This is a genomic window from Xanthomonas graminis pv. graminis (assembly GCF_030168915.1).
In the GTDB taxonomy this organism is placed as follows: Bacteria; Pseudomonadota; Gammaproteobacteria; order Xanthomonadales; family Xanthomonadaceae; genus Xanthomonas_A; species Xanthomonas_A translucens.
In genome coordinates this window covers 3,208,723-3,227,350 of the sequence record NZ_CP076255.1, presented here as the reverse complement: position 1 = coordinate 3,227,350, position 18,628 = coordinate 3,208,723, and the positions used below count along the sequence as shown (strand labels likewise).

Below are 18,628 nucleotides of genomic sequence, written 5' to 3'. Positions count from 1 at the left end.
TGGAGTTTGTAAAGAACCAGAAACCGTCCAACGGGCCACTTCCACAGCGCTCTCGCACTACTTTTCTCCGCCATACTCAGCCAGAAAGGCCGACAGCGACATCCCGGATTGGAACTGGATACGGTTCATTGCCATGCTCTGACTGCTGCACGAATGACTTGCCGTCAATGTGCGGGCCGGCTGGCTCCAAGCCTGCGACCGGGCTGAAGCAGCGTGCTAATCAGGTATATTTTGGGGTGCGCACTGAAACGGATCATGAGCCTGGTCTCGCTGCCCTATCAAATTCAGCTCGACCCTGTTCCAGGTGGCTTCGTATCAGGCACCAGCCATTCGCGTAGCATGCGAACGGCGCAGCATTCGGTGGTTTACTTAGGCATTGATTTAGCGCCCATCGACCAGTGATTGAGTAGCGAACTGCTTGCGTTGAAACGGCGATCACAGGCACCACAGAGACATCGCTGCGGATGCGTCAGCCACGATCGCATGATGAAGAACGGCAGGGCTGATCCAACATCACGCGATGCAGGCACTGCGACATGCAGCGTGATCCGGCAGACGGACTGAGTGCTATGACGCACGTAAAACGAGTGTTGCACCACGCCGCGGCACCGGGCGTCTTCGCTGACTTGCCAGGCCTTTCCGTGCCACACCACCAAGATCCACGCACATCCCGAAAACGGTTGCATCTGGGCGTCATGCGCGTGGCAATTGAATGGCAATATCAGAGGATGCACCGTGCCTAAAGTCAGAACGACCAATCAGACCCCACTGGATCCCTCGCAATCCACGCAACCTGCACCGACGCCCCCGGATCCGGGGTCAACCGCAAGTGCGTCTACCGACGTTGTGGCGCCTTCCGCGCAACTCCGTGGGCTTGCCATCAGACCGCCGAGGCCGGTCAGAGCGTCCAGAGCCAATGCCCCAGCGGAATCGTCCGCCAATGCCAGGGACGTCAGGGCGTTGCTCTTTGCCCCGACGCCTGCCTCGCAAGGGCCAGATCCTTTCGACGTATTGAACAAGGCCTCGTCCAGGCTGAAACTGTTCAACCACTTGGTAATAAACGTAGCGCCGACGGATCCGGCGGACACAAGGGGCATGGAAGCAAGACTCAAGTCCGGCGAGTCCGCCATCCAATCCGCTCGACAAGGGTTGCAGGCGCTTGCCGAGCTGAAGATCCAACAGCGGATGCCGCTCTCCCAAGTCGAATACTACGAGAGTGAGTTGGTTTCGGGTCTCGCAAAAGCTGCGGCGCTGAACTGTGATTCGTGCCAAAAGATAATCAAAGAGAAGATGGCCAAGGAATTGGGCGGCGGCTTCAACTCCGATTCGCAACACCAACGGTTGTGAAGTGGCCCGGCGACCTGACTTGAGCGACTTCACCGCCAAGTGGAGTTGCCCATGTCATCCAGCCGCCTGGACCAGGCCGAACGATACCGTTTGCATGCGTTATATGAAACCGGGATGTCGATGCGGGCCATCGCCGATGCGTTGGAGCGCGCGCCCAGCACGATCAGCCGCGAACTGCGCCGCAATCAGCACGCTCGGCACTATCTGCCAGATCACGCACAGCGCATCAGCGAGCATCGGCGCACGCAGGCCAGCCGGCGTCCACGCATCGACGCTGAGCGCATCGCACAGATCGAGGTCCTGCTGAGCGAGGACTTCAGCCCGGAACAGATTGCCGGTCGCACCGGCCTGGCCAGTCACGAATGGATCTATCGGCACATCTACGCTGACCACAAGCGCGGTGGCCAGTTGTTCACGCATCTACGCAAGCGCCGCCGCAAGCGCCGTCGGCGGGGCGTGCGCGATGGCCGCGGACAGCTGACACATCGGCGCAGCTGGACACAGCGCCCCAGCGTGGTGGAGCAGCGAAGCCGCATCGGCGACTGGGAGCTGGATACCCTCCGGGCCTCACACGGAAAGGCCGTGGTGGTCAGCATGACCGAACGCCGCAGTCGCCTGCATCTGCTGGCTTACTCGCCTGACGGCACCGCCGAGAACGTGCGCAACGCCATCGTCCAGCGCCTGGGCGGCCTAGGCCACACGGTGCACACCCTCACCGCCGACAACGGCAAGGAATTCGCCGATCATCGGCTCATTGCCGCCTGCTTGCAGAGCGACTTCTATTTTGCAGATCCGTACTGCGCATGGCAGCGAGGCAGCAACGAAAATGCCAACGGATTGACGCGCCAGTACTTGCCACGACACATCGATTTCAGCACCATCACCGATGCGCACCTGCGATGGATCGAACAGCGACTCTACAATCGTCCGCGCAAGATACTCGGATTCAAAACGCCCCTCGAAGTCTTCTCCGAGGAGGTCCTCAACAGCGTTGCGAATCGGAGTTGAATCCGCCGGCTATGTGATCACGGAAAGGGTCGCCATGGTGACGTTGAACCCCGAAGCCATCCGTCTGCAACAGCCGGAATCATGGCTTGCGTTACGCGCTCATCTTCTTGATGCCATTGCAGCGTTGGAGGAATGTTGCCGACGCATCAAGTCGCCGATGACGGATCAAGCGCTGCACGACTCGCTCAAGGCCAAGCTGCCGTACGTCAAGACGATGATAGGAGTTTGCCACGAGAAGCTACAGACCGTCCGCGGAATGGTCTACAAAATACATTCAAAGAAACTCTTCGATCAGGCCAGCGATTGCGGCCTAACACAGGTGCTGGACCAACTGAGAGAGCTTCAAGAAGTCGACAGATGTATGCACGCCGAGATGACCGAAGCGATCAAGGGACTGATCAATGTCCGTCTCGAACGCCTGTCCGCAACCGAGCACTCGCTTACACCGGAGGAGCTGGCCATGTGCAAAGGTGTCCTTATCGAATACGCCGAGATTCGTGGCCGAGCGGGGATAAAGCTGTGTCTAGATGCTGCCGCGCTCATCGAGGAAGGGGATCATTCCAGAGATCATCTATGGCCGACCATGCTTGAACTCGCAACGGCGCTTGCCGATCAACGCCAGGCGTTTCTTGATCTGTGTCAGTTCGCTGTCCATGACAGGCAGCTGATTGGCGTAGCGAAGGCCCCGACCGAGCAAGCATCCGCATCAGTGACGCCACGATTATCGATAACGACATCGAGCGAATCGGCCAAGTCACGCAAGGTTCGCAATGAGACGCGCGGTGCCTCCAGCTCGACGGAAGTGCCCGCACGGCTGGCAAACGATGATCGCAGCGCAGCGCAGAAGCAGAGCGACGAGGTGCTGAGAGGCCCCCCCTTGGAGCCGTCACTTGTGGCGGATCTCGGAGGGGATTTCATCAAGATCGCCAAACGCCTTGGCAAGGACACCACAAACGTAGAGCGACTGATCGGCGATTCCAGGCATGACGCTGCGACGGCCTTCGATTTTGCCAGGACCTCCATGCAGGGCTGGTTTGGATCGAGAGAGCGTCTGCTGCAACTCAGAAGCAAGCTCCCCGCGCAAGACGAACGCATTGCGCAACTCGACACGCGGTTGCGTTTTCTCCAGACGATCGAGCACGATTTCGATCGGCGCGAAGCCGATGCGCTCAAGACCGATCCGCAGCCGCGCGCGCCGCATTTGGAGCGCTTGTTGGCAATGAATGGACTGGCATGCGTCGCGGCTCCGAAGCGCCTTCCCTCGGAGGGCGACCGCGGCAACCGTGGCAGGCTGTTCGAAGTGCGTATCGACCACACGCCGCAGTCGAATGGCAACCTCCCTGCGCCTTGGTTCGTACACCTGCATACCGAAAAGCCGGTGACACCCACTGTGCTGCGCTCGCTTCCTTATAAGGACTTTACCGCTGTGCACCTCAAGACGGCGAGGGAGGTCAACTTGGGCTCACGTTGGGAAGAGGTGATGCACGCACTCGGACACACCGATGCCAAGGTGCACCGGGCAACGATTGGCTCGAAGCTGCTCGGCCAGCTTTGGAAGGCTGGCTCTGGTGGACAGAGGTAACTGGCTCGACCAACCGTGTGGACCGACCAGCCTTTGGTAGACACCCGCGCTTAGGCGCTTGTCTTTGGGTTGTTGGGTTATGCACTATTTTTCGCATTGCCGAAGTCCGTCATGACATCTTCGGCCCGCTCTTGCTTGGATCATCCGGACCACGATCACGCGCTTGCGCGAGTTCTTGCAAGCGCGTCTGCTCCTGCATATCGCGAGTCTGATTGGCAGCCAGGTAGTGTTGTTGCTGCGACGCGGCCAGTGCCTCGCTCGTCGGCATTTGAGCACGATTGGCGTAAGGATCGGGCGATGCTCCAGGGCCGGAGCGCATGACGAACATGGTCTCGCCTGCCGATTGCGTCGCTGTAGGCAGGTTCAACGCAACTGCCACTTTGTCATCGGGTTTGAATCCCGCCTCCACGGCCATCTTGTATGCGCTGGCGAGCATTCGTTCACTGCGTTCGTCCCACGGCTTGTTGGCCTTTTCATCGAGTCCGGCGACAGATGAGCGTAATTGCTCCACCATCGCGGCATCTTCGGGCCTTGGGCCGGAGGGGCCGAGCCCGCTATGCTTTTGCGGGGCCGCCTGAGGACGTGCGTCGCCAGCGCCCGGTCCGCTCAGGGTGATCCCCAGCTGGCCGCTCTGGAAATTCTCGATGACCGCCCGTTCCCGTAGCGCCTGATCGGAGGCCTGCGTGTCGGTGATCGAGAGGTTGTTGTGTTCCAGGGTGTAGAGGAAGCGCCCATCTTCGCTGCGGTAGGTGTTGGCGGGATCGGATTCCGAGCGCCTGCCACCCGTCAGCTCCTGCCCGCCCCAGCGCACTTCGCCCAAGCCGTCGCTGTCCATCACGGTGTCGCCGGCGTCGATCACGTAGGTGTCGTGACCTTCGCCACCTTCCATCCGGTCGCGGCCCTGCCCGCCGATCAGGATGTCATCGCCACGATGTGACCGCAGGGTGTCGTTGCCGCCTTGTCCCATCAGCAAGTCGTTGCTGGCAATCTCCTGTGGATTATGGCCGTGCGACATCCGTCGAGAATCGATAGTTGTGGCATGGTTCGGATCGACATCCTCTGTGGTCGAGTTGCGCTGCTCTCGGCCGACGGCGTTGATCGTCGCCGCCCTTGGCGGATTATGTTGGTTGCGCATAGTCGCTAGGTCATGATCGACGCTGGCGGCATCCCGTAAGTCTCGATTCGGATCAAGATGAATCCGGTCCGCAGTGAAGTTCTCTGGTGTGAGCCGATCCGCCAAAGCAGGGTTTTCCTCGCGGGCTTGCCTCAACAGCGTCTGGCGGGCCGGCTCCAGTGATTCCGCGATGGTTTGGACGATTCCATACTCGCGGACGAGGGCGGGGTAGTCCCGGTTCGCCTCCGCGATTCGATTCCGCCCGGCCATATCGCCGTAGATCGATACGCCATGGGCTTGTTCCACCCGATCGATCTCATCCCGATGCAGGCCGTACATCTGGGCAACGCTGCGCGCCTCATCCGGCGACACGTTGTTTGGATTGTCGTAGAGCCTGAACACTTGTGCCTCGGCGAACCGACGCTTGCGCAGACCACCCTCGAACTGAGCATCTGAAGATGCCCTAGCAGTTGTATCGCATCTGGAACCATGCTTCTGCCCTGTTTCCATCCCGGATGGCATCCATAATGGGATGTTCCGGAATGTGCTTGGCCGTGTCGCCTATCAATGCTTCGGCACCGCGGTTGTAGGTCAGCGAGACCATGGCAACACGCTCTTCGGACAGCGGCATATTCAGAGAATTTGCGGGTCCTTCGTATTCGCGCATGGAGGTCCGCAGCAATTGCTCCGACTCTGCTGCGGTAAGTTCGCGTGGGAAGGCAAGTCCAAGGCGCGTGCGGTTCGCAGCCGGCGCAGCGTCAATGGCTTCCAGGGCCGAGACTTCCTGGGGCGTCAGATGTATGCCTGAGGCTTGCCAGAGTTCAGTGTTGTTGCCCCGATTGAACGTATATCCATAGCCGATCGTAGCCATGCCGTCGTGTACATCCTGGGCTCGCGCGTGAAGACTTTCAGCGCCAGCCACCACGATGCGAACGCGGGCGTAGTATTCCTGTTCGGTCAGCTCGCGGTAGTTCATGTGCCCTCTTATTAAGGCGGTTTCAATGTTTCCCTACTTCTTGCGCCATTGAGCTTGGCAGTCCGATACGGTATCCGCGTGTTTCAAAGCCAGATCCCCTTGGAGTGGTCTTCGATCAAGCTTCTCGTCAATCGCAATGATGTCGATGTCCCGGTCAGCCTCTCGGATGGTTTCTCTCAGCTTCCAATGGATTTGGCTACCATCGAACACTGCTTGGGCGATGTACTTTCCACCGCTACGCTCGCTTTCCACCGTTAGAACTGCGCTCTTGCCATTGGCAGAGCCTGAGACTCTTCCGCCCTCATCGATCTGGGAAAATCCGGCGCGGGCGCTGTCATAGCTACCGCACAGTCGGCTTCCATCTTGGACAAGATCAAGGTTGAAACCCCCGCAATCTGTGTCAGGTTTTGATTGATCGCACCACTTCACAGACCATGCGCCATTGAAATCGGCTTTTGCAGCTTTCGCGGGTGGGCTGGACGTGCAAGCACCCAAGCCAGCGCACGAGACGAGTAGAAAGCTCGCCAGTGCGCCGACCGCGGATCTCCGGATTGCCATGTGGTTCTCTCACCCTTTTTCATACGAGTGGCAGTCTAGCCAAAGATGAATTCTGATCCTACTTTTCCAGGCTAGAATTTTCCTGCTGTGACGTCAGGGAATGTCTCGATTGGTGACGTGAACCGAAAAAATGGACCGCCCTGGGATTTCGGGAGACTCCGATTTTTGAGAAGTTGGGCCATGAGCAAGATGAAGTATTCGCCGGATCATCGGCTGGAATTGCGTCAGGCGTTTGCCCAGGGAGGAAGCCTGTTGGTCATTGCGCGTGCGCGGTGGTGAGCAGCGAACTGGTCGGGTCCGAGATACCTTGCTTGCGCTTCCACTGCCACGTCGGCACGGTCTCGCCACGCGGCTTGTACGAAACCGTCAGTAGCTTGCCGTCGCGCTGCAACTGCAGCGTGAGGATGCCGTCTTGTTCGCCTTGCAGCTGATCCTGGCCGACCGGGCGGGTGATCTCGTGGCCGTTGTGCACGCCGGCCTTGGCGGCGGCCGAGTCGGGGATCAGGTCGCGGACGATGCGGGGGGATTCGGTCAGCGCGGCGGGGGCGAAGCCGAGGTGGAGCAGGCGGCGGCGCTGGGGGTCAGCCACTTCACCATCTACAACTACGTCGAGCAGATCAAGCAGAAGAAGGCGGCGTCGCGGCCGTAGCGGCGCCGCGGGTGTGGCCGGGGCGTCGCGGCGCTAATGCCTTGGTCAGTCGGGACGTCGATCCTGGTCGAAAGAAGAAATGCCGTGCCGAAGCGGTGCCAGTCGCGCCTGATGTCATCTCAGCTTGTAACGAGATCGAAGGCGCGGACTGCGCGTTGCGGGCAGGCTGCGGCGATCCGTCGCACGCAGGTGCGGCAATGTGTCGCACACAAAAACACGCCTGTGCGCACGCTCGGCCTTGTCAATGGCTTTCGGAAATGCCGCAGGGCAGCATAAAATGCGCGGTCGATCGCGCATGCCGGCCAGGATGCCGCAGGAAACGCGGAAAAGCCGTCTGTGCCGCTCCCGTTCGCCACTGCGCGGTCCGCATCCCTTACGCAATTGGATCGTTCGATGATTCCGTTGAAACAACTCCGGCGCTCGCTGCGCTCCGGTCTGTCGCTCCTGCCCGCGCTGCTGCTGGCCGGGTGCGATGCGGCCATCCTCAACCCCAAGGGGCAGATCGGCCACGACGAAAAGACGTTGCTGATCACCTCGGTGGTGTTGATGCTGCTGGTGGTGATCCCGGTCATCGTGATGACCCTGGCCTTCGCCTGGCGCTATCGCGCGTCCAACACCAAGGCCCGCTACGAGCCGAACTGGTCGCATTCCACCGCGATCGAGGTGGTGGTGTGGTCGATCCCGTGCATGATCATCCTGGTGCTGGCGGTGCTGACCTGGCGCTCCTCGCATGCGCTGGACCCCTACAAGCCGCTGGATTCCAAGGTCAAGCCGATCACCATCGAGGCGGTGGCGCTGGACTGGAAGTGGATGTTCATCTACCCGGAGCAGGGCATCGCCACGGTCAACGAGATCGCGTTCCCGGTGGATACGCCGCTGAACTTCAGGATCACCTCCGATACGGTGATGAACTCGTTCTTCATCCCGCACCTGGGCACGCAGATCTACGCGATGGCCGGCATGGAGACCAAGCTGCACCTGATCGCCAACGCGCCGGGCGACTACTTCGGCCTGTCGGCGAACTACAGCGGCCACGGCTTCTCGAAGATGGGCTTCACCGCGCACGCCACCGACCGCGCCGGTTTCGACGCGTGGGTGGCCAAGGTCAAGGCCGCGCCGAAGGCGCTGGACCAGGCCGAGTTCCAGATCCTGGCGGCCAACCGCAACGACAAGGCGCCGTACCCGGTGACCTACTACGCGTCGGTGCAGGACGGCATGTTCAAGTCGTTGATTCACAAATACATGATGGGCAAGGGTCAGCATATGGAAGGCCACGACGCCCATCCGGCATCGGCTGCTGAGCCGGTCGCCATGTGCACTTCTGGAGACAAGTGATGCTAGGCAAACTCACGCTCGAGGCGATTCCGTTCCACGAGCCGATCGTCATGGGCGCCCTCGGCGGCGCCGGCCTGCTCGGCCTGCTGGTCGTGGCGGCGGTCACCAAGTACAAGCAGTGGGGCTACCTGTGGCACGAGTGGCTGACCTCGGTCGACCACAAGCGCATCGGCGTCATGTACATCGTGGTGGCGCTGGTGATGCTGCTGCGCGGCTTCGCCGACGCGGCGATGATGCGCACCCAGCAGGCGATGGCGCACGGCGGCAACGAGGGCATCTTCCCGCCGCACCACTACGACCAGATCTTCACCGCGCACGGCGTGATCATGATCTTCTTCATGGCCATGCCGTTCATGACCGGCCTGCTGAACCTGATCGTGCCGCTGCAGATCGGCGCGCGCGACGTGGCCTTCCCGTTCCTGAACTCGCTGAGCTTCTGGCTGTTCGTGGCCGGCGCGGCGCTGGTCAACATCTCGCTGGGCGTGGGCGAATTCGCCCAGACCGGCTGGCTGGCGTATCCGCCGCTGTCGGGGCTGGAATACAGTCCCGGGGTCGGCGTCGATTACTACATCTGGGCCTTGCAGATCTCCGGCCTGGGCACATTGCTGACCGGCATCAACTTCTTCGTGACGATCCTGCGCATGCGCACGCCGGGCATGACCCTGATGCGCATGCCGATCTTCACCTGGACCGCGCTGATCACCAACATCCTGATCATCGCCGCGTTCCCGATCCTGACCGTGGCGCTGGCGCTGCTGGGCGCGGACCGCTACCTGGGCACGCACTTCTTCACCAACGACGGCGGCGGCAACGCCATGATGTACGTCAATCTGATCTGGATCTGGGGCCATCCGGAGGTCTACATCCTGATCCTGCCGGCGTTCGGCATCTTCTCCGAGCTGATCGCCACCTTCAGCAGCAAGCGCCTGTTCGGCTACACCTCGATGGTCTACGCCACTTCGTGCATCGGCGTGCTGTCGTTCGTGGTGTGGCTGCACCACTTCTTCACCATGGGCTCGGGCGCCAACGTCAACGCGTTCTTCGGCATCACCACGATGATCATCTCCATTCCCACCGGAGTGAAGATCTTCAACTGGCTGTTCACCATGTTCCGCGGCCGCGTGCGCATGACCGCACCGGTGCTGTGGACGATCGGCTTCATGATCACCTTCACCATCGGCGGCATGACCGGGGTGATGCTGGCGATCCCGGCGGTGGACTTCGTGCTGCACAACAGCCTGTTCCTGATCGCGCACTTCCATAACGTGATCATCGGCGGCGTGGTGTTCGGCTACCTGGCCGGCCTGACCTACTGGTTCCCGAAGGCGTTCGGCTTCAAGCTCAACGAGACGCTGGGCAAGGCCTCGTTCTGGTGCTGGATCGTCGGCTTCTTCGTCGCCTTCATGCCGCTGTACGTGCTCGGCTTCATGGGCATGACCCGGCGCATGAACAGCTACAACCATCCGGAGTGGGCGCCGTGGCTGATGGTGGCCGCGGCTGGCGCGGCGATCATCGGCTGCGGCATCTTCCTGAACCTGGTGCAGATCGGCTACAGCATCTGGAAGCGCAAGGACAACCTGGACCTGACCGGCGACCCGTGGGGCGGGCGCACGCTGGAGTGGGCCACGTCCTCGCCGCCGCCGTTCTACAACTTCGCCGTGCTGCCGCACATCGACGACCGCGACCAGTTCTGGGAAGACAAGCTCAAGGGCAAGGGCTGGACGCGTCCGGCCAAGTACGAGCCGATCCACATGCCGCGCAACACCGCGGCCGGGGTCTGGATCGGCGCCTTCAGCGTGGTGCTGGGCTTCGGCTTGATCTGGCACATCTGGTGGATGGCGATCATCGGCCTGGTCGGCATGATCGGCAGCTTCATCGCGCGCACGTTCGACGACGACGTCGATTACTGGGTCCCGGCAGAGGAAGTGGAACGCATCGAGAACGCGCGTTTCGCCCTGCTGGAACAGCAACAGGCGGCGCATGCCGCAAAGGTGGTCTGAACCATGTCCTCCACGACGCTCGACAACCACCACGCCGTCCACGCCGACGGCCACGACGACCACGCCCACCACGACAGCGGCGGCAACACCGTGTTCGGGTTCTGGGTCTACCTGATGAGCGACTGCCTCATCTTCGCCGGCCTGTTCGCGACCTACGCGGTGCTGGCCGGCGCGACGGTGGACGGCCCCACCGCCAAGGAACTGTTCGACCTGAAGTTCGTGCTGGTGGAAACCTTCCTGCTGCTGTTCAGCAGCCTGAGCTTCGGCCTGGCGATGATCTCCGCGCACAAGCGCAGCCTGGGCGGCCTGTACGCCTGGCTGGCGGTCACCGCGGCGCTGGGCCTGGGCTTTCTGGGCATGGAAATCTACGAGTTCCACCATCTGATCGAAGAGGGCGCCGGCCCCGGCCGCAGCGCGTTCCTGTCGGCGTTCTTCACCCTGGTCGGCACCCACGGCCTGCACGTGGCCTCGGGCCTGCTGTGGATGACGGTGCTGGTGATCCAGATCGCCAAGAACGGCCTGACCCCGCGCACCACCACTCGCCTGGCGTGCCTGAGCCTGTTCTGGCACTTCCTGGACGTGATCTGGATCGGCGTGTTCACCATCGTCTACCTGCTGGGAGCGCTGTAATGGCCAACCATTCTCCTTCCGACGCACACGCCGAGTCGCACGGCAGCGGCCTGAAGTCCTACCTGATCGGCTTCGTGATGGCGGTGGTGCTCACCGTGATCCCGTTCGGCATGGTCATGAGCGGCGCGTTCCCCAAGGGCGTGACCGTCATCGTCATCGCGGTGCTGGCCGCACTGCAGATGCTGGTGCACCTGATCTACTTCCTGCACATGGACCGCTCCGCCGAGCAGCGCTCCAACGTGCACGTGGGCCTGTTCTCGCTGCTGATCATCGGCATCGTGGTGGTCGGCTCGCTGTGGGTCATGCACAACCTCAACGTCAACATGATGCATTGAGGCCGCGCAGTCGCCGCAACGCAAGAGGCCGCCTCCGGGCGGCCTCTTGCGTTGCGGCGCTCGCATCGGCGTGCAATGTCGGCCGATGTCGCCGGCGATGGCGCCCATGCATGACCAATGGCATGGAACGCCACGCCGTAGCCGGCATAGCATCACAGATTGTCCGTTCGCCGTACCACGGGAGATCCCATGACCAAGTCCACCGCCTGGATGGCGCCGCTGCTGCTGGCCGCCACCGCCGCCTTCCAGGCCGCAGCGCAGACCGCGCCGCCGCAGGACGTGCCGTTCGCCGGCACGCTGAAGATCGACGTCGATGCCACCGACCTGGCGCATCGCATCTTTCGCGTGCGCACCACGATCCCGGCCACGCCGGGTCCGATGACCCTGCTGTATCCGCAGTGGATTCCCGGCAACCATTCGCCGACCGGGCCGATCGACAAGCTGGCCGGGCTGGTGATCAAGGCCAACGGCCAGGTGCTGCCGTGGAAGCGCGACCAGTTCGACGTGTACGCGTTCAAGGTCGAGGTGCCGCCGGGCGCCAGCGAACTCGTCGCCGAGTTCCAGTTCCTGTCCTCGCAGGGCGACGGCCAGGGCCGGGTGATGATGACCCCGGAGATGCTCAACCTGCAGTGGAACACCACCGCGCTGTACCCGGCCGGCACCTACGCGCGCAACATCAAGGCCCAGGCCAGCGTGACCCTGCCGCCGGGCTGGAGCTACGCCACCGCGCTGGAAACCGCCACGCGGGTTGGCGACACGGTGACGTTCAAGCCGATCGACTTCGACGACCTGGTCGATTCGCCGATGTTCGCCGGCAAGTACTACAAGCGCATCGCGCTGGATGCCGGCGGCAAGGCGCCGGTGTACCTGAACGTGTTCGCCGACGAGGCCAAGTCGCTGGAGGCCAAGCCCGAGCAGATCAAGGCGCACGCGGCGCTGGTGCAGCAGATGGACAAGCTGTACGGCGCGCGCCATTTCGACCACTACGACTTCCTGCTGGCGCTGACCGAGAAACTCGGCGGCATCGGCCTGGAGCATCACCGCTCCAGCGAGAACAGCGGCCCGCTCAACTATTTCACCGAGTGGGACAAGAGCTGGGACCGGCGCGACCTGCTTTCGCACGAGTTCAACCATTCCTGGAACGGCAAGTACCGCCGCGGCGCCGACCTGGCCACGCCGAACTTCAACGTGCCGATGGGCGACAGCCTGCTGTGGCTGTACGAGGGCCAGACCCAGTTCTGGGGCGAAGTGCTGGCCGCGCGCTCCGGCCTGTGGACGCAGCCCCAGGCGCGCGACGTGCTCGCCGACGTCGCCGCCACCTACCAGCGCGGCCGTCCCGGCCTGGCCTGGCGCGCGCTGCAGGACACCACCAACGACCCGACCATGTCGCTGCGCCGGCCGCGCGCCTACCGCAGCTACCAGATGAGCGAGGACTACTACGCCGGCGGGCAGATGCTGTGGCTGGAGATCGATGCCAAGCTGCGCGAACTCAGCGGCAACAAGCGCTCGATCGACGACTTCGCCAAGGCCTTCTTCGGCATGCACGACGGCGCCTGGGACGTGAATCCGTATACCTTCGAGGACATCGTCGCCACGCTCGACGGCGTGGCCAGGTACGACTGGGCGACGTTCCTGCGCAGCCGCGTCGATGGCCACGGCCCGCTGGTCGGCGGCATCGAGGCCAGCGGCTGGAAGCTGGTCTATACCGACCAGCCGAACGAGGCGATCAAGACCTACGAGGCGACCAAGAAGGGCGTCAGCCTGACCTATTCGCTGGGCCTGAGCCTGGACGACAAGGGCAGCGTGCAGGACGTGCTGTGGGACGGTCCGGCGTTCGATGCCGGCATCATCACCGACAACAGCATCGTCGCGGTCAACGGCCGCGAGTACAGCGCCGATGCGATCAAGGAGGCGATTACCGCGGCCAAGGGCGCTGCCGCGCCGATCGAACTGCTGGTCAAGCGCGGCAACCGCTACGACACGCTGCGCATCGCCTACCACGGCGGCCTGCAGTATCCGCACCTGGAGCGCATCGCCGGCAAGCCGGACCGGTTGAGCGAGGTGTACAAGGCCAGATAAGCGGTCGGGGACGCCGTTGCGCCGCGCTGCATGGACGGCGCCGCGGTGGCTGTGGCCAGGCCGTCGGGCCGCGTGGCGCATGCGCGGTTACGCAAGTTTTATCCCGCCGGCCTGGTTGTTTACGCGCACAGGCATAGCGCCTTTACGGGGGCGCGCGCGATCGTAGGTGGGCCGCTAGTAAGCGGCCTTTCGACCCTCGATCAACCTGCCACGGCCCCCACGATGAAGCCTTCTTTGCCTAACGTTTCTCTCGCAGCCGACGCCGTTGGTCAATGCGATCCGCTGCCCCAAAGCGGGGAGAACTTCGATCCGGCGTTGCTGTTCGACAACCGCGGCATGCGCCTGCGGCAGCGGGCGCAGTATGTCGCGACGCTGGTTGCGCATGACCGCGAGCAAGGGCGCATGCCCTACCACCGGCAGATTTGCTCTCCGGCCGATCGCCAGGTGCTGCTGCGCGATGGTGCCGGCGGCGCGGCGCGTCCAGTGCTGATGTTCGGTTCCAACAATTATCTGGGCCTGGCCAATCACCCGCACGTGCGCGAGCGGGTAGGGCGTGCCATCGCCGAATACGGCACGGGTATCGGCGGGCCGCCGTTCCTCAATGGTTACCTGCGCATCACCCGCGAGCTGGAAGAGCGGCTGGCCGCGCACAAGGGCCAGGAGGACGCAATGATCTTCCCCAGCGGGTTTTCCGCGAACCTGGCCTTGCCCGGCGCGCTGGCGCGCAACGGCGACCGCATCTACTACGACGCTTATTCGCATGCGTCCTGGTTCGACGGGCTGAAACTGGCCGGGCTGTCCTCGCGCCGGTTCCCGCACAACGACCTACAGCGTCTGGCGCATTGGCTGGAGCGCAGCGGCCGCTGCGAGCAGGACACCTTCGTCGCCGTGGAAGGGGTGTACTCGATGAATGGCGACCTGGCGCCGCTGGATCAGCTGGTGCCGCTATGCAAGCGCCATTCGGTGCTGCTGGTGGTCGACGATGCGCACGGCAGCGGCGTGCTCGGCGCGCAGGGCGGCGGCAGCGGTGAGCACTTCGGCGTGGCGCAGGAGATCGACGTGTTGATGGGTACCTTCAGCAAGACCTTGGCGGTCAATGGCGGCTTCGTGTGCGCTTCGCGTCCGCTGATCGAGTATCTGCGCTGGATCTCGCGCTCGTACATGTTCTCCGCCGCATTGCCGCCGGCCACGATCGCGGCGGCGCATGGCGCATTGGACGTCATCGCCGCCGAGCCTGAGCGGATGCGCCAGCTGCACGCCAATGCCGCCGGCCTGTGCGCGCGGCTCAATGCGCTGCCCTGGGGGCTGGACGTGTCCACGCCTTCGGCGATCCTGATCGTGCATACCCCGCCGGACATGGATGCCAAGGCGGCGGCGATGCGCCTGGAGCAGTTGGGGCTGTTCGTCAATCCGGTGCATTTCCCGGCGGTGCCGCGCGGCCAGGAGCGCCTGCGCATCAGTGTGATGGCCACGCATACCGAGCAGGACCTGGATTGCCTGGCCGAGGGCATCGACCGGATCTGGGGCGAGCACGCGCATGGCGATGTGCGCCTGCGCGCGGCATAGCGCCGCGGCAGCGGCGCACGGCGCGGTTCTCGCCCGGCGAGACGCCGCGCGGCTACAGTAGCGCTCCCACCGCTTTTCCGGATGTTCCGATGGCCAAGAGCGCCGCCAGCAAAGCCAGAACCGCCTACGTCTGCGGCGAGTGCGGCGCCGAGTACACCAAATGGCAAGGCCAGTGCACCGAGTGCGGGGCGTGGAATTCGCTGAGCGAGATCGTGCTGGAGAGCGCGTCGGCGGCGAAGGCGCCGGCCGCGGCGCGGCGCAGCGGCTGGGCCGGCAAGACCGAGACGCCGAAGATCACCGCGCTCAAGGACGTGGAGCATCGCGACCAGGCGCGCGTGTCCACCGGCATCGGCGAGTTCGACCGGGTGCTCGGCGGCGGCCTGGTCGAAGGCGCGGTGGTGCTGATCGGCGGCGACCCGGGCATCGGCAAGTCGACGCTGCTGCTGCAGGCGCTGGCGAAGATGGCCAGCACGCTGCCGGTGCTGTACGTGACCGGCGAGGAATCGCTGGCCCAGGTCGCCGGCCGCGCGGTGCGCCTGGACCTGCCGCTGGACGGCCTCAACGCACTGGCCGAGACCGGCATCGAGCAGATCCTGCAGCAGGCCAGCGCGGCGCGGCCCAAGCTGATCGTGGCCGATTCGGTGCAGACCCTGTGGACCGAGTCGCTGACCGCCGCGCCCGGCTCGGTCAGCCAGGTGCGCGAGAGCGCGGCGCGGCTGGTGCGCTACGCCAAGGAGACCGGCACCGCGGTGTTCCTGGTCGGCCACGTGACCAAGGAAGGCGGCATCGCCGGGCCGCGCGTGCTCGAGCACATGGTCGATGCGGTGCTGTATTTCGAGGGCGAGAGCGGCAGCCGCTTCCGCCTGCTGCGCGCGTTCAAGAACCGCTTCGGCGCGGTCAACGAGCTGGGCGTGTTCGCGATGGGCGAGAAGGGGCTGAAGGAAGTCTCCAACCCGTCGGCGATCTTCCTGTCCGGCAGCAGCGCCAACCAGCCCGGCAGCTGCGTGATGGTCACGCGCGAGGGCACGCGGCCGTTGATGGTGGAAGTGCAGGCGCTGGTCGATGCCTCGCCGCTGTCCAATCCGCGGCGGGTGGCGGTGGGCCTGGAACAGAACCGCTTGGCGATGTTGCTGGCGGTGCTGCACCGGCACGGCGGCATCGTGGTCGGCGACCAGGACGTGTTCGTCAACGTGGTCGGCGGCATCCGCGTGCAGGAGACCGCGGCCGACCTGCCGGTACTGCTGGCGGTGCTGTCCTCGCTGCGCGACCGGCCGCTCGCGGAGAAGACCATCGCCTTCGGCGAGGTCGGTCTGTCCGGCGAGATCCGCCCGGTGCCAAATGGCGAGGACCGGCTGCGCGAGGCGGCCACGCACGGCTTCAAGCGCGCCATCGTGCCCAAGGCCAATGCGCCCAAGACGGGCGTGGTCAAGGGCATGGAGGTGATCGCGGTGGAGCGCCTGTCGCAGGCGCTGGAGGCGGCGAGCGAGTAGCTGCAAGCGTTTCCCTGCGGCAGGGTTTATGCCACCATGCCGTCCGCTGCAGTGACGCAGCGGTTCGAAAAAGGGAAACACAATGGAATGGATGTTGATGCCGCTCAAGCGCTACGCGGATTTTTCCGGGCGTTCGCGGCGCAAGGAGTACTGGATGTTCACGCTGTTGAACATCATCGTGATCATGGTGTTGATGGTGCTGGTCGGCATCGGCGGCGGCTTCGGCGGCCAGAACGGGACCAGTGCGTTGTCGATGGCTGCGTTCGTGCTGGTATGCCTGTATTCGCTCGCCATGCTGGTGCCGTCGCTCGCGGTGCAGGTGCGCCGTTTCCACGATCAGGGCAAGTCCGGCTGGTACGTGCTGCTGGGCCTGATCCCCTGGCTGGGCGGTGTCGTGGTGATGGTCTTCATGTTGATGGAGGGCGCCAGGGGCGCCAACGCTTACGGCCCGGATCCGAAGCAGGACTGAGCGGCGTCCGATCCGGTAGCGGCCGCGTAGCCGAAACGGCGCTCGCGTTTGCGAGCGCCGTTCTCTTTTGTGCGCGAACGCGTGGCGCCCCGCCGCGATCCCTCAGTTCTTCTGGTACACCACGCCGAGCTTGTCGATCGCGTCGCCGGCGCGGCCGGTGAAGCCGGCGATGTGCCAGCCGCTGGGCGCGGTCAGCGTATAGGTTTCGCTGGTCGGCTTGCCCACCTGCACGCTGCGGCCGCTGCTGGTGCGCAGGCTCAGCGAGAACACGCGGGTGCTGTCGTTGTACTTGCCGACGCTGACGGTGGCCGAGGTCAGCGTCTCGTTGGCGCCCAGCGACAGGGTCGTCGCCTGTCCGCCGGTGCCGCCGTGCGCGAGCAGCTTGCCGGTGTCCAGGATCGCGCCGACGCTGTCCAGGCGCTCGGCGCCGCGCAGGGTCACGCCGCTGAGCGGACGCCCGCTGCTGTTGTCGGCCAGGTCGTTGAACGGCATGCCGTGCGGGCCGCCGACCTGGTCGCTGGTGCGCACGCTGCTGCCCACCGCCCAGCCGAATTGCGCGTACAGCGGGTAATGGTCGGACAGCGGCTTGCCGGCGCTGTCGTAGAAGTTGCCAGGGTTGAGCTGGTAGCGGTTGGCGACCAGGGTCAGCTGCGGCGCATCGCGGTACAGGATCTTGTCGACCACTTCGCAGCTATTGGTCGGCGGCGTGCCGCACAACAGCGGTTCGGCGCCGGCGGCCGGCGCGCTGCCCTTGACCAGCTCCAGCCACGCATCGGTCAGCCCGTTGGACGCGGTCAGCGCGCGGATGTTGTCGTCGGCGCGGGTGTAGCGGGTGTTGGAATCCATCATCACCAGCACTGCGTTGCCGGCCGACCAGGTCTGGATGAACTGCGAGAGCTGGCCGATGTTGGCGCGGCGTGCGGACAGGTCGCCGGCTTCGGTGCCGGCGTTGGGATGGGCGTTGTACACGTCCAGCAGCACGCCGTCGGCCAGGCGCACGCGCATGTAGCTGAAGCCCTTCGGGGTCAGGCAGTCGGTGCCATTGCACTGGTTCCACTTGACCCGGGTGAAGTCGCTGAAGGGATAGTTGCTCAGCGTGTTGAGGCCGTCGCCGATCGCGGCGCCGCCGCTGGTCGGGGTGCGGTAGGGATGCGCGTCGCCGGCGTACAGGGTGGCGTGGTAGTTGAAGTCCTCCTGCACGTGGATCAGGCCGTACGGCGCCAGTTTCGGCGCCAGTTGCGCGGTGTTGGCGGACGGGTTGCTGCTGGAGATGCCCTCGGGCAGTCCGGCGACGTTGTAGCTGAGCACGTCGAGCACGCCGGTGTCCGATTGCGCGTGCGCCACGCCGGCACAGGCCAGGCTCAGTCCGATGCCGAAACTCACGAGGGTGCGGAGATGCTGGATCATGAATCGCCTCTTGCGGTGGTGGGGAACTGCGGTTGGCACGATGGCCAGGGACGCGGCGCGGGATGCGCCGATGCGGCAGCCAC

General features: G+C 64.0%; 17 protein-coding genes. 12 read left to right on the top strand and 5 right to left on the bottom strand.

The window, feature by feature from the left end:
• The first annotated feature begins 255 nt into the window (after nt 1-255).
• From KHF85_RS13985 to KHF85_RS13970, 4 genes are all read left to right on the top strand, one after another.
• On the top strand, nt 256-402 hold the full coding sequence (locus tag KHF85_RS13985; RefSeq protein ID WP_284567129.1) for a hypothetical protein: 147 nt from the start codon (nt 256-258) through the stop codon (nt 400-402).
• A gap of 693 nt (nt 403-1,095) precedes the next feature.
• Nucleotides 1,096-1,347 carry a hypothetical protein gene (locus KHF85_RS13980; RefSeq protein WP_284567128.1) on the top strand — a complete coding sequence of 84 codons (252 nt, stop codon included), beginning with the start codon at nt 1,096-1,098 and terminating at the stop codon, nt 1,345-1,347.
• Nucleotides 1,348-1,398: 51 nt separating this feature from the next.
• Nucleotides 1,399-2,355, top strand: coding sequence for an IS30 family transposase (locus KHF85_RS13975; protein ID WP_009597007.1), 957 nt, complete (start codon nt 1,399-1,401; stop codon nt 2,353-2,355).
• Nucleotides 2,356-2,389: 34 nt separating this feature from the next.
• Nucleotides 2,390-3,937 carry an outer protein P gene (locus tag KHF85_RS13970; RefSeq protein WP_284567127.1) on the top strand — a complete coding sequence of 516 codons (1,548 nt, stop codon included), beginning with the start codon at nt 2,390-2,392 and terminating at the stop codon, nt 3,935-3,937.
• 109 nt (nt 3,938-4,046) lie between these two features.
• Here the strand turns inward: KHF85_RS13970 and KHF85_RS13965 are convergent, their stop codons facing one another.
• The 4 genes from KHF85_RS13965 to KHF85_RS13950 all read right to left on the bottom strand — a co-directional run bounded on the left by KHF85_RS13965 (nt 4,047) and on the right by KHF85_RS13950 (nt 7,174).
• Nucleotides 4,047-5,561, bottom strand: a complete 1,515-nt coding sequence (locus KHF85_RS13965; RefSeq protein WP_284567126.1) for an XVIPCD domain-containing protein — start codon at nt 5,559-5,561, stop codon at nt 4,047-4,049.
• Nucleotides 5,515-6,027 (bottom strand): glycoside hydrolase family protein, encoded by a 513-nt coding sequence (locus KHF85_RS13960; protein WP_284567125.1) that lies wholly within the window; start codon nt 6,025-6,027, stop codon nt 5,515-5,517. The genes KHF85_RS13965 and KHF85_RS13960 overlap by 47 nt, the downstream gene beginning before the upstream one ends.
• A gap of 33 nt (nt 6,028-6,060) precedes the next feature.
• Entirely contained in the window at nt 6,061-6,585 is a 525-nt protein-coding gene (locus KHF85_RS13955) for a hypothetical protein (RefSeq protein ID WP_284567124.1), read from the bottom strand.
• Between the two features lie 256 nt (nt 6,586-6,841).
• Entirely contained in the window at nt 6,842-7,174 is a 333-nt protein-coding gene (locus tag KHF85_RS13950) for a hypothetical protein (protein WP_284567123.1), read from the bottom strand.
• A 453-nt stretch (nt 7,175-7,627) separates the two neighbouring features.
• Between KHF85_RS13950 and cyoA the strand changes: the two genes are divergently transcribed.
• The 8 genes from cyoA (at nt 7,628) to KHF85_RS13910 (ending at nt 17,138) form a co-directional block, all read left to right on the top strand.
• Nucleotides 7,628-8,569: a ubiquinol oxidase subunit II gene (cyoA, locus tag KHF85_RS13945; protein WP_284567122.1), complete on the top strand. Its 942-nt coding sequence runs from the start codon at nt 7,628-7,630 to the stop codon at nt 8,567-8,569.
• Complete coding sequence (gene cyoB / locus KHF85_RS13940) at nt 8,569-10,569, top strand: cytochrome o ubiquinol oxidase subunit I (RefSeq protein WP_284567121.1); 2,001 nt, start codon at nt 8,569-8,571, stop codon at nt 10,567-10,569. Before cyoA ends, cyoB begins: the two co-directional genes overlap by 1 nt.
• Nucleotides 10,570-10,572: 3 nt before the next feature.
• Complete coding sequence (gene cyoC / locus KHF85_RS13935) at nt 10,573-11,199, top strand: cytochrome o ubiquinol oxidase subunit III (RefSeq protein WP_284567120.1); 627 nt, start codon at nt 10,573-10,575, stop codon at nt 11,197-11,199.
• The gene (gene cyoD, locus KHF85_RS13930) at nt 11,199-11,534 is read left to right on the top strand and encodes a cytochrome o ubiquinol oxidase subunit IV (protein ID WP_009582621.1); all 336 of its coding nucleotides are present in this window, start codon (nt 11,199-11,201) and stop codon (nt 11,532-11,534) included. Before cyoC ends, cyoD begins: the two co-directional genes overlap by 1 nt.
• Nucleotides 11,535-11,723: 189 nt before the next feature.
• Complete coding sequence (locus tag KHF85_RS13925) at nt 11,724-13,613, top strand: M61 family metallopeptidase (protein WP_284567119.1); 1,890 nt, start codon at nt 11,724-11,726, stop codon at nt 13,611-13,613.
• Nucleotides 13,614-13,643: 30 nt separating this feature from the next.
• Nucleotides 13,644-15,179, top strand: coding sequence for an aminotransferase class I/II-fold pyridoxal phosphate-dependent enzyme (locus tag KHF85_RS13920; RefSeq protein WP_284567118.1), 1,536 nt, complete (start codon nt 13,644-13,646; stop codon nt 15,177-15,179).
• Between the two features lie 89 nt (nt 15,180-15,268).
• Complete coding sequence (radA, locus tag KHF85_RS13915) at nt 15,269-16,669, top strand: DNA repair protein RadA (protein WP_284567117.1); 1,401 nt, start codon at nt 15,269-15,271, stop codon at nt 16,667-16,669.
• An 82-nt stretch (nt 16,670-16,751) separates the two neighbouring features.
• A complete protein-coding gene (locus tag KHF85_RS13910) occupies nt 16,752-17,138 on the top strand; it encodes a DUF805 domain-containing protein (RefSeq protein ID WP_284567116.1) in 387 nt (128 codons plus the stop codon).
• Between the two features lie 102 nt (nt 17,139-17,240).
• On the opposite strand, the gene KHF85_RS13905 is transcribed toward KHF85_RS13910, so the two are convergent.
• Nucleotides 17,241-18,545, bottom strand: a complete 1,305-nt coding sequence (locus KHF85_RS13905; RefSeq protein ID WP_284567115.1) for a jacalin-like lectin — start codon at nt 18,543-18,545, stop codon at nt 17,241-17,243.
• Nucleotides 18,546-18,628: the final 83 nt, after the last annotated feature.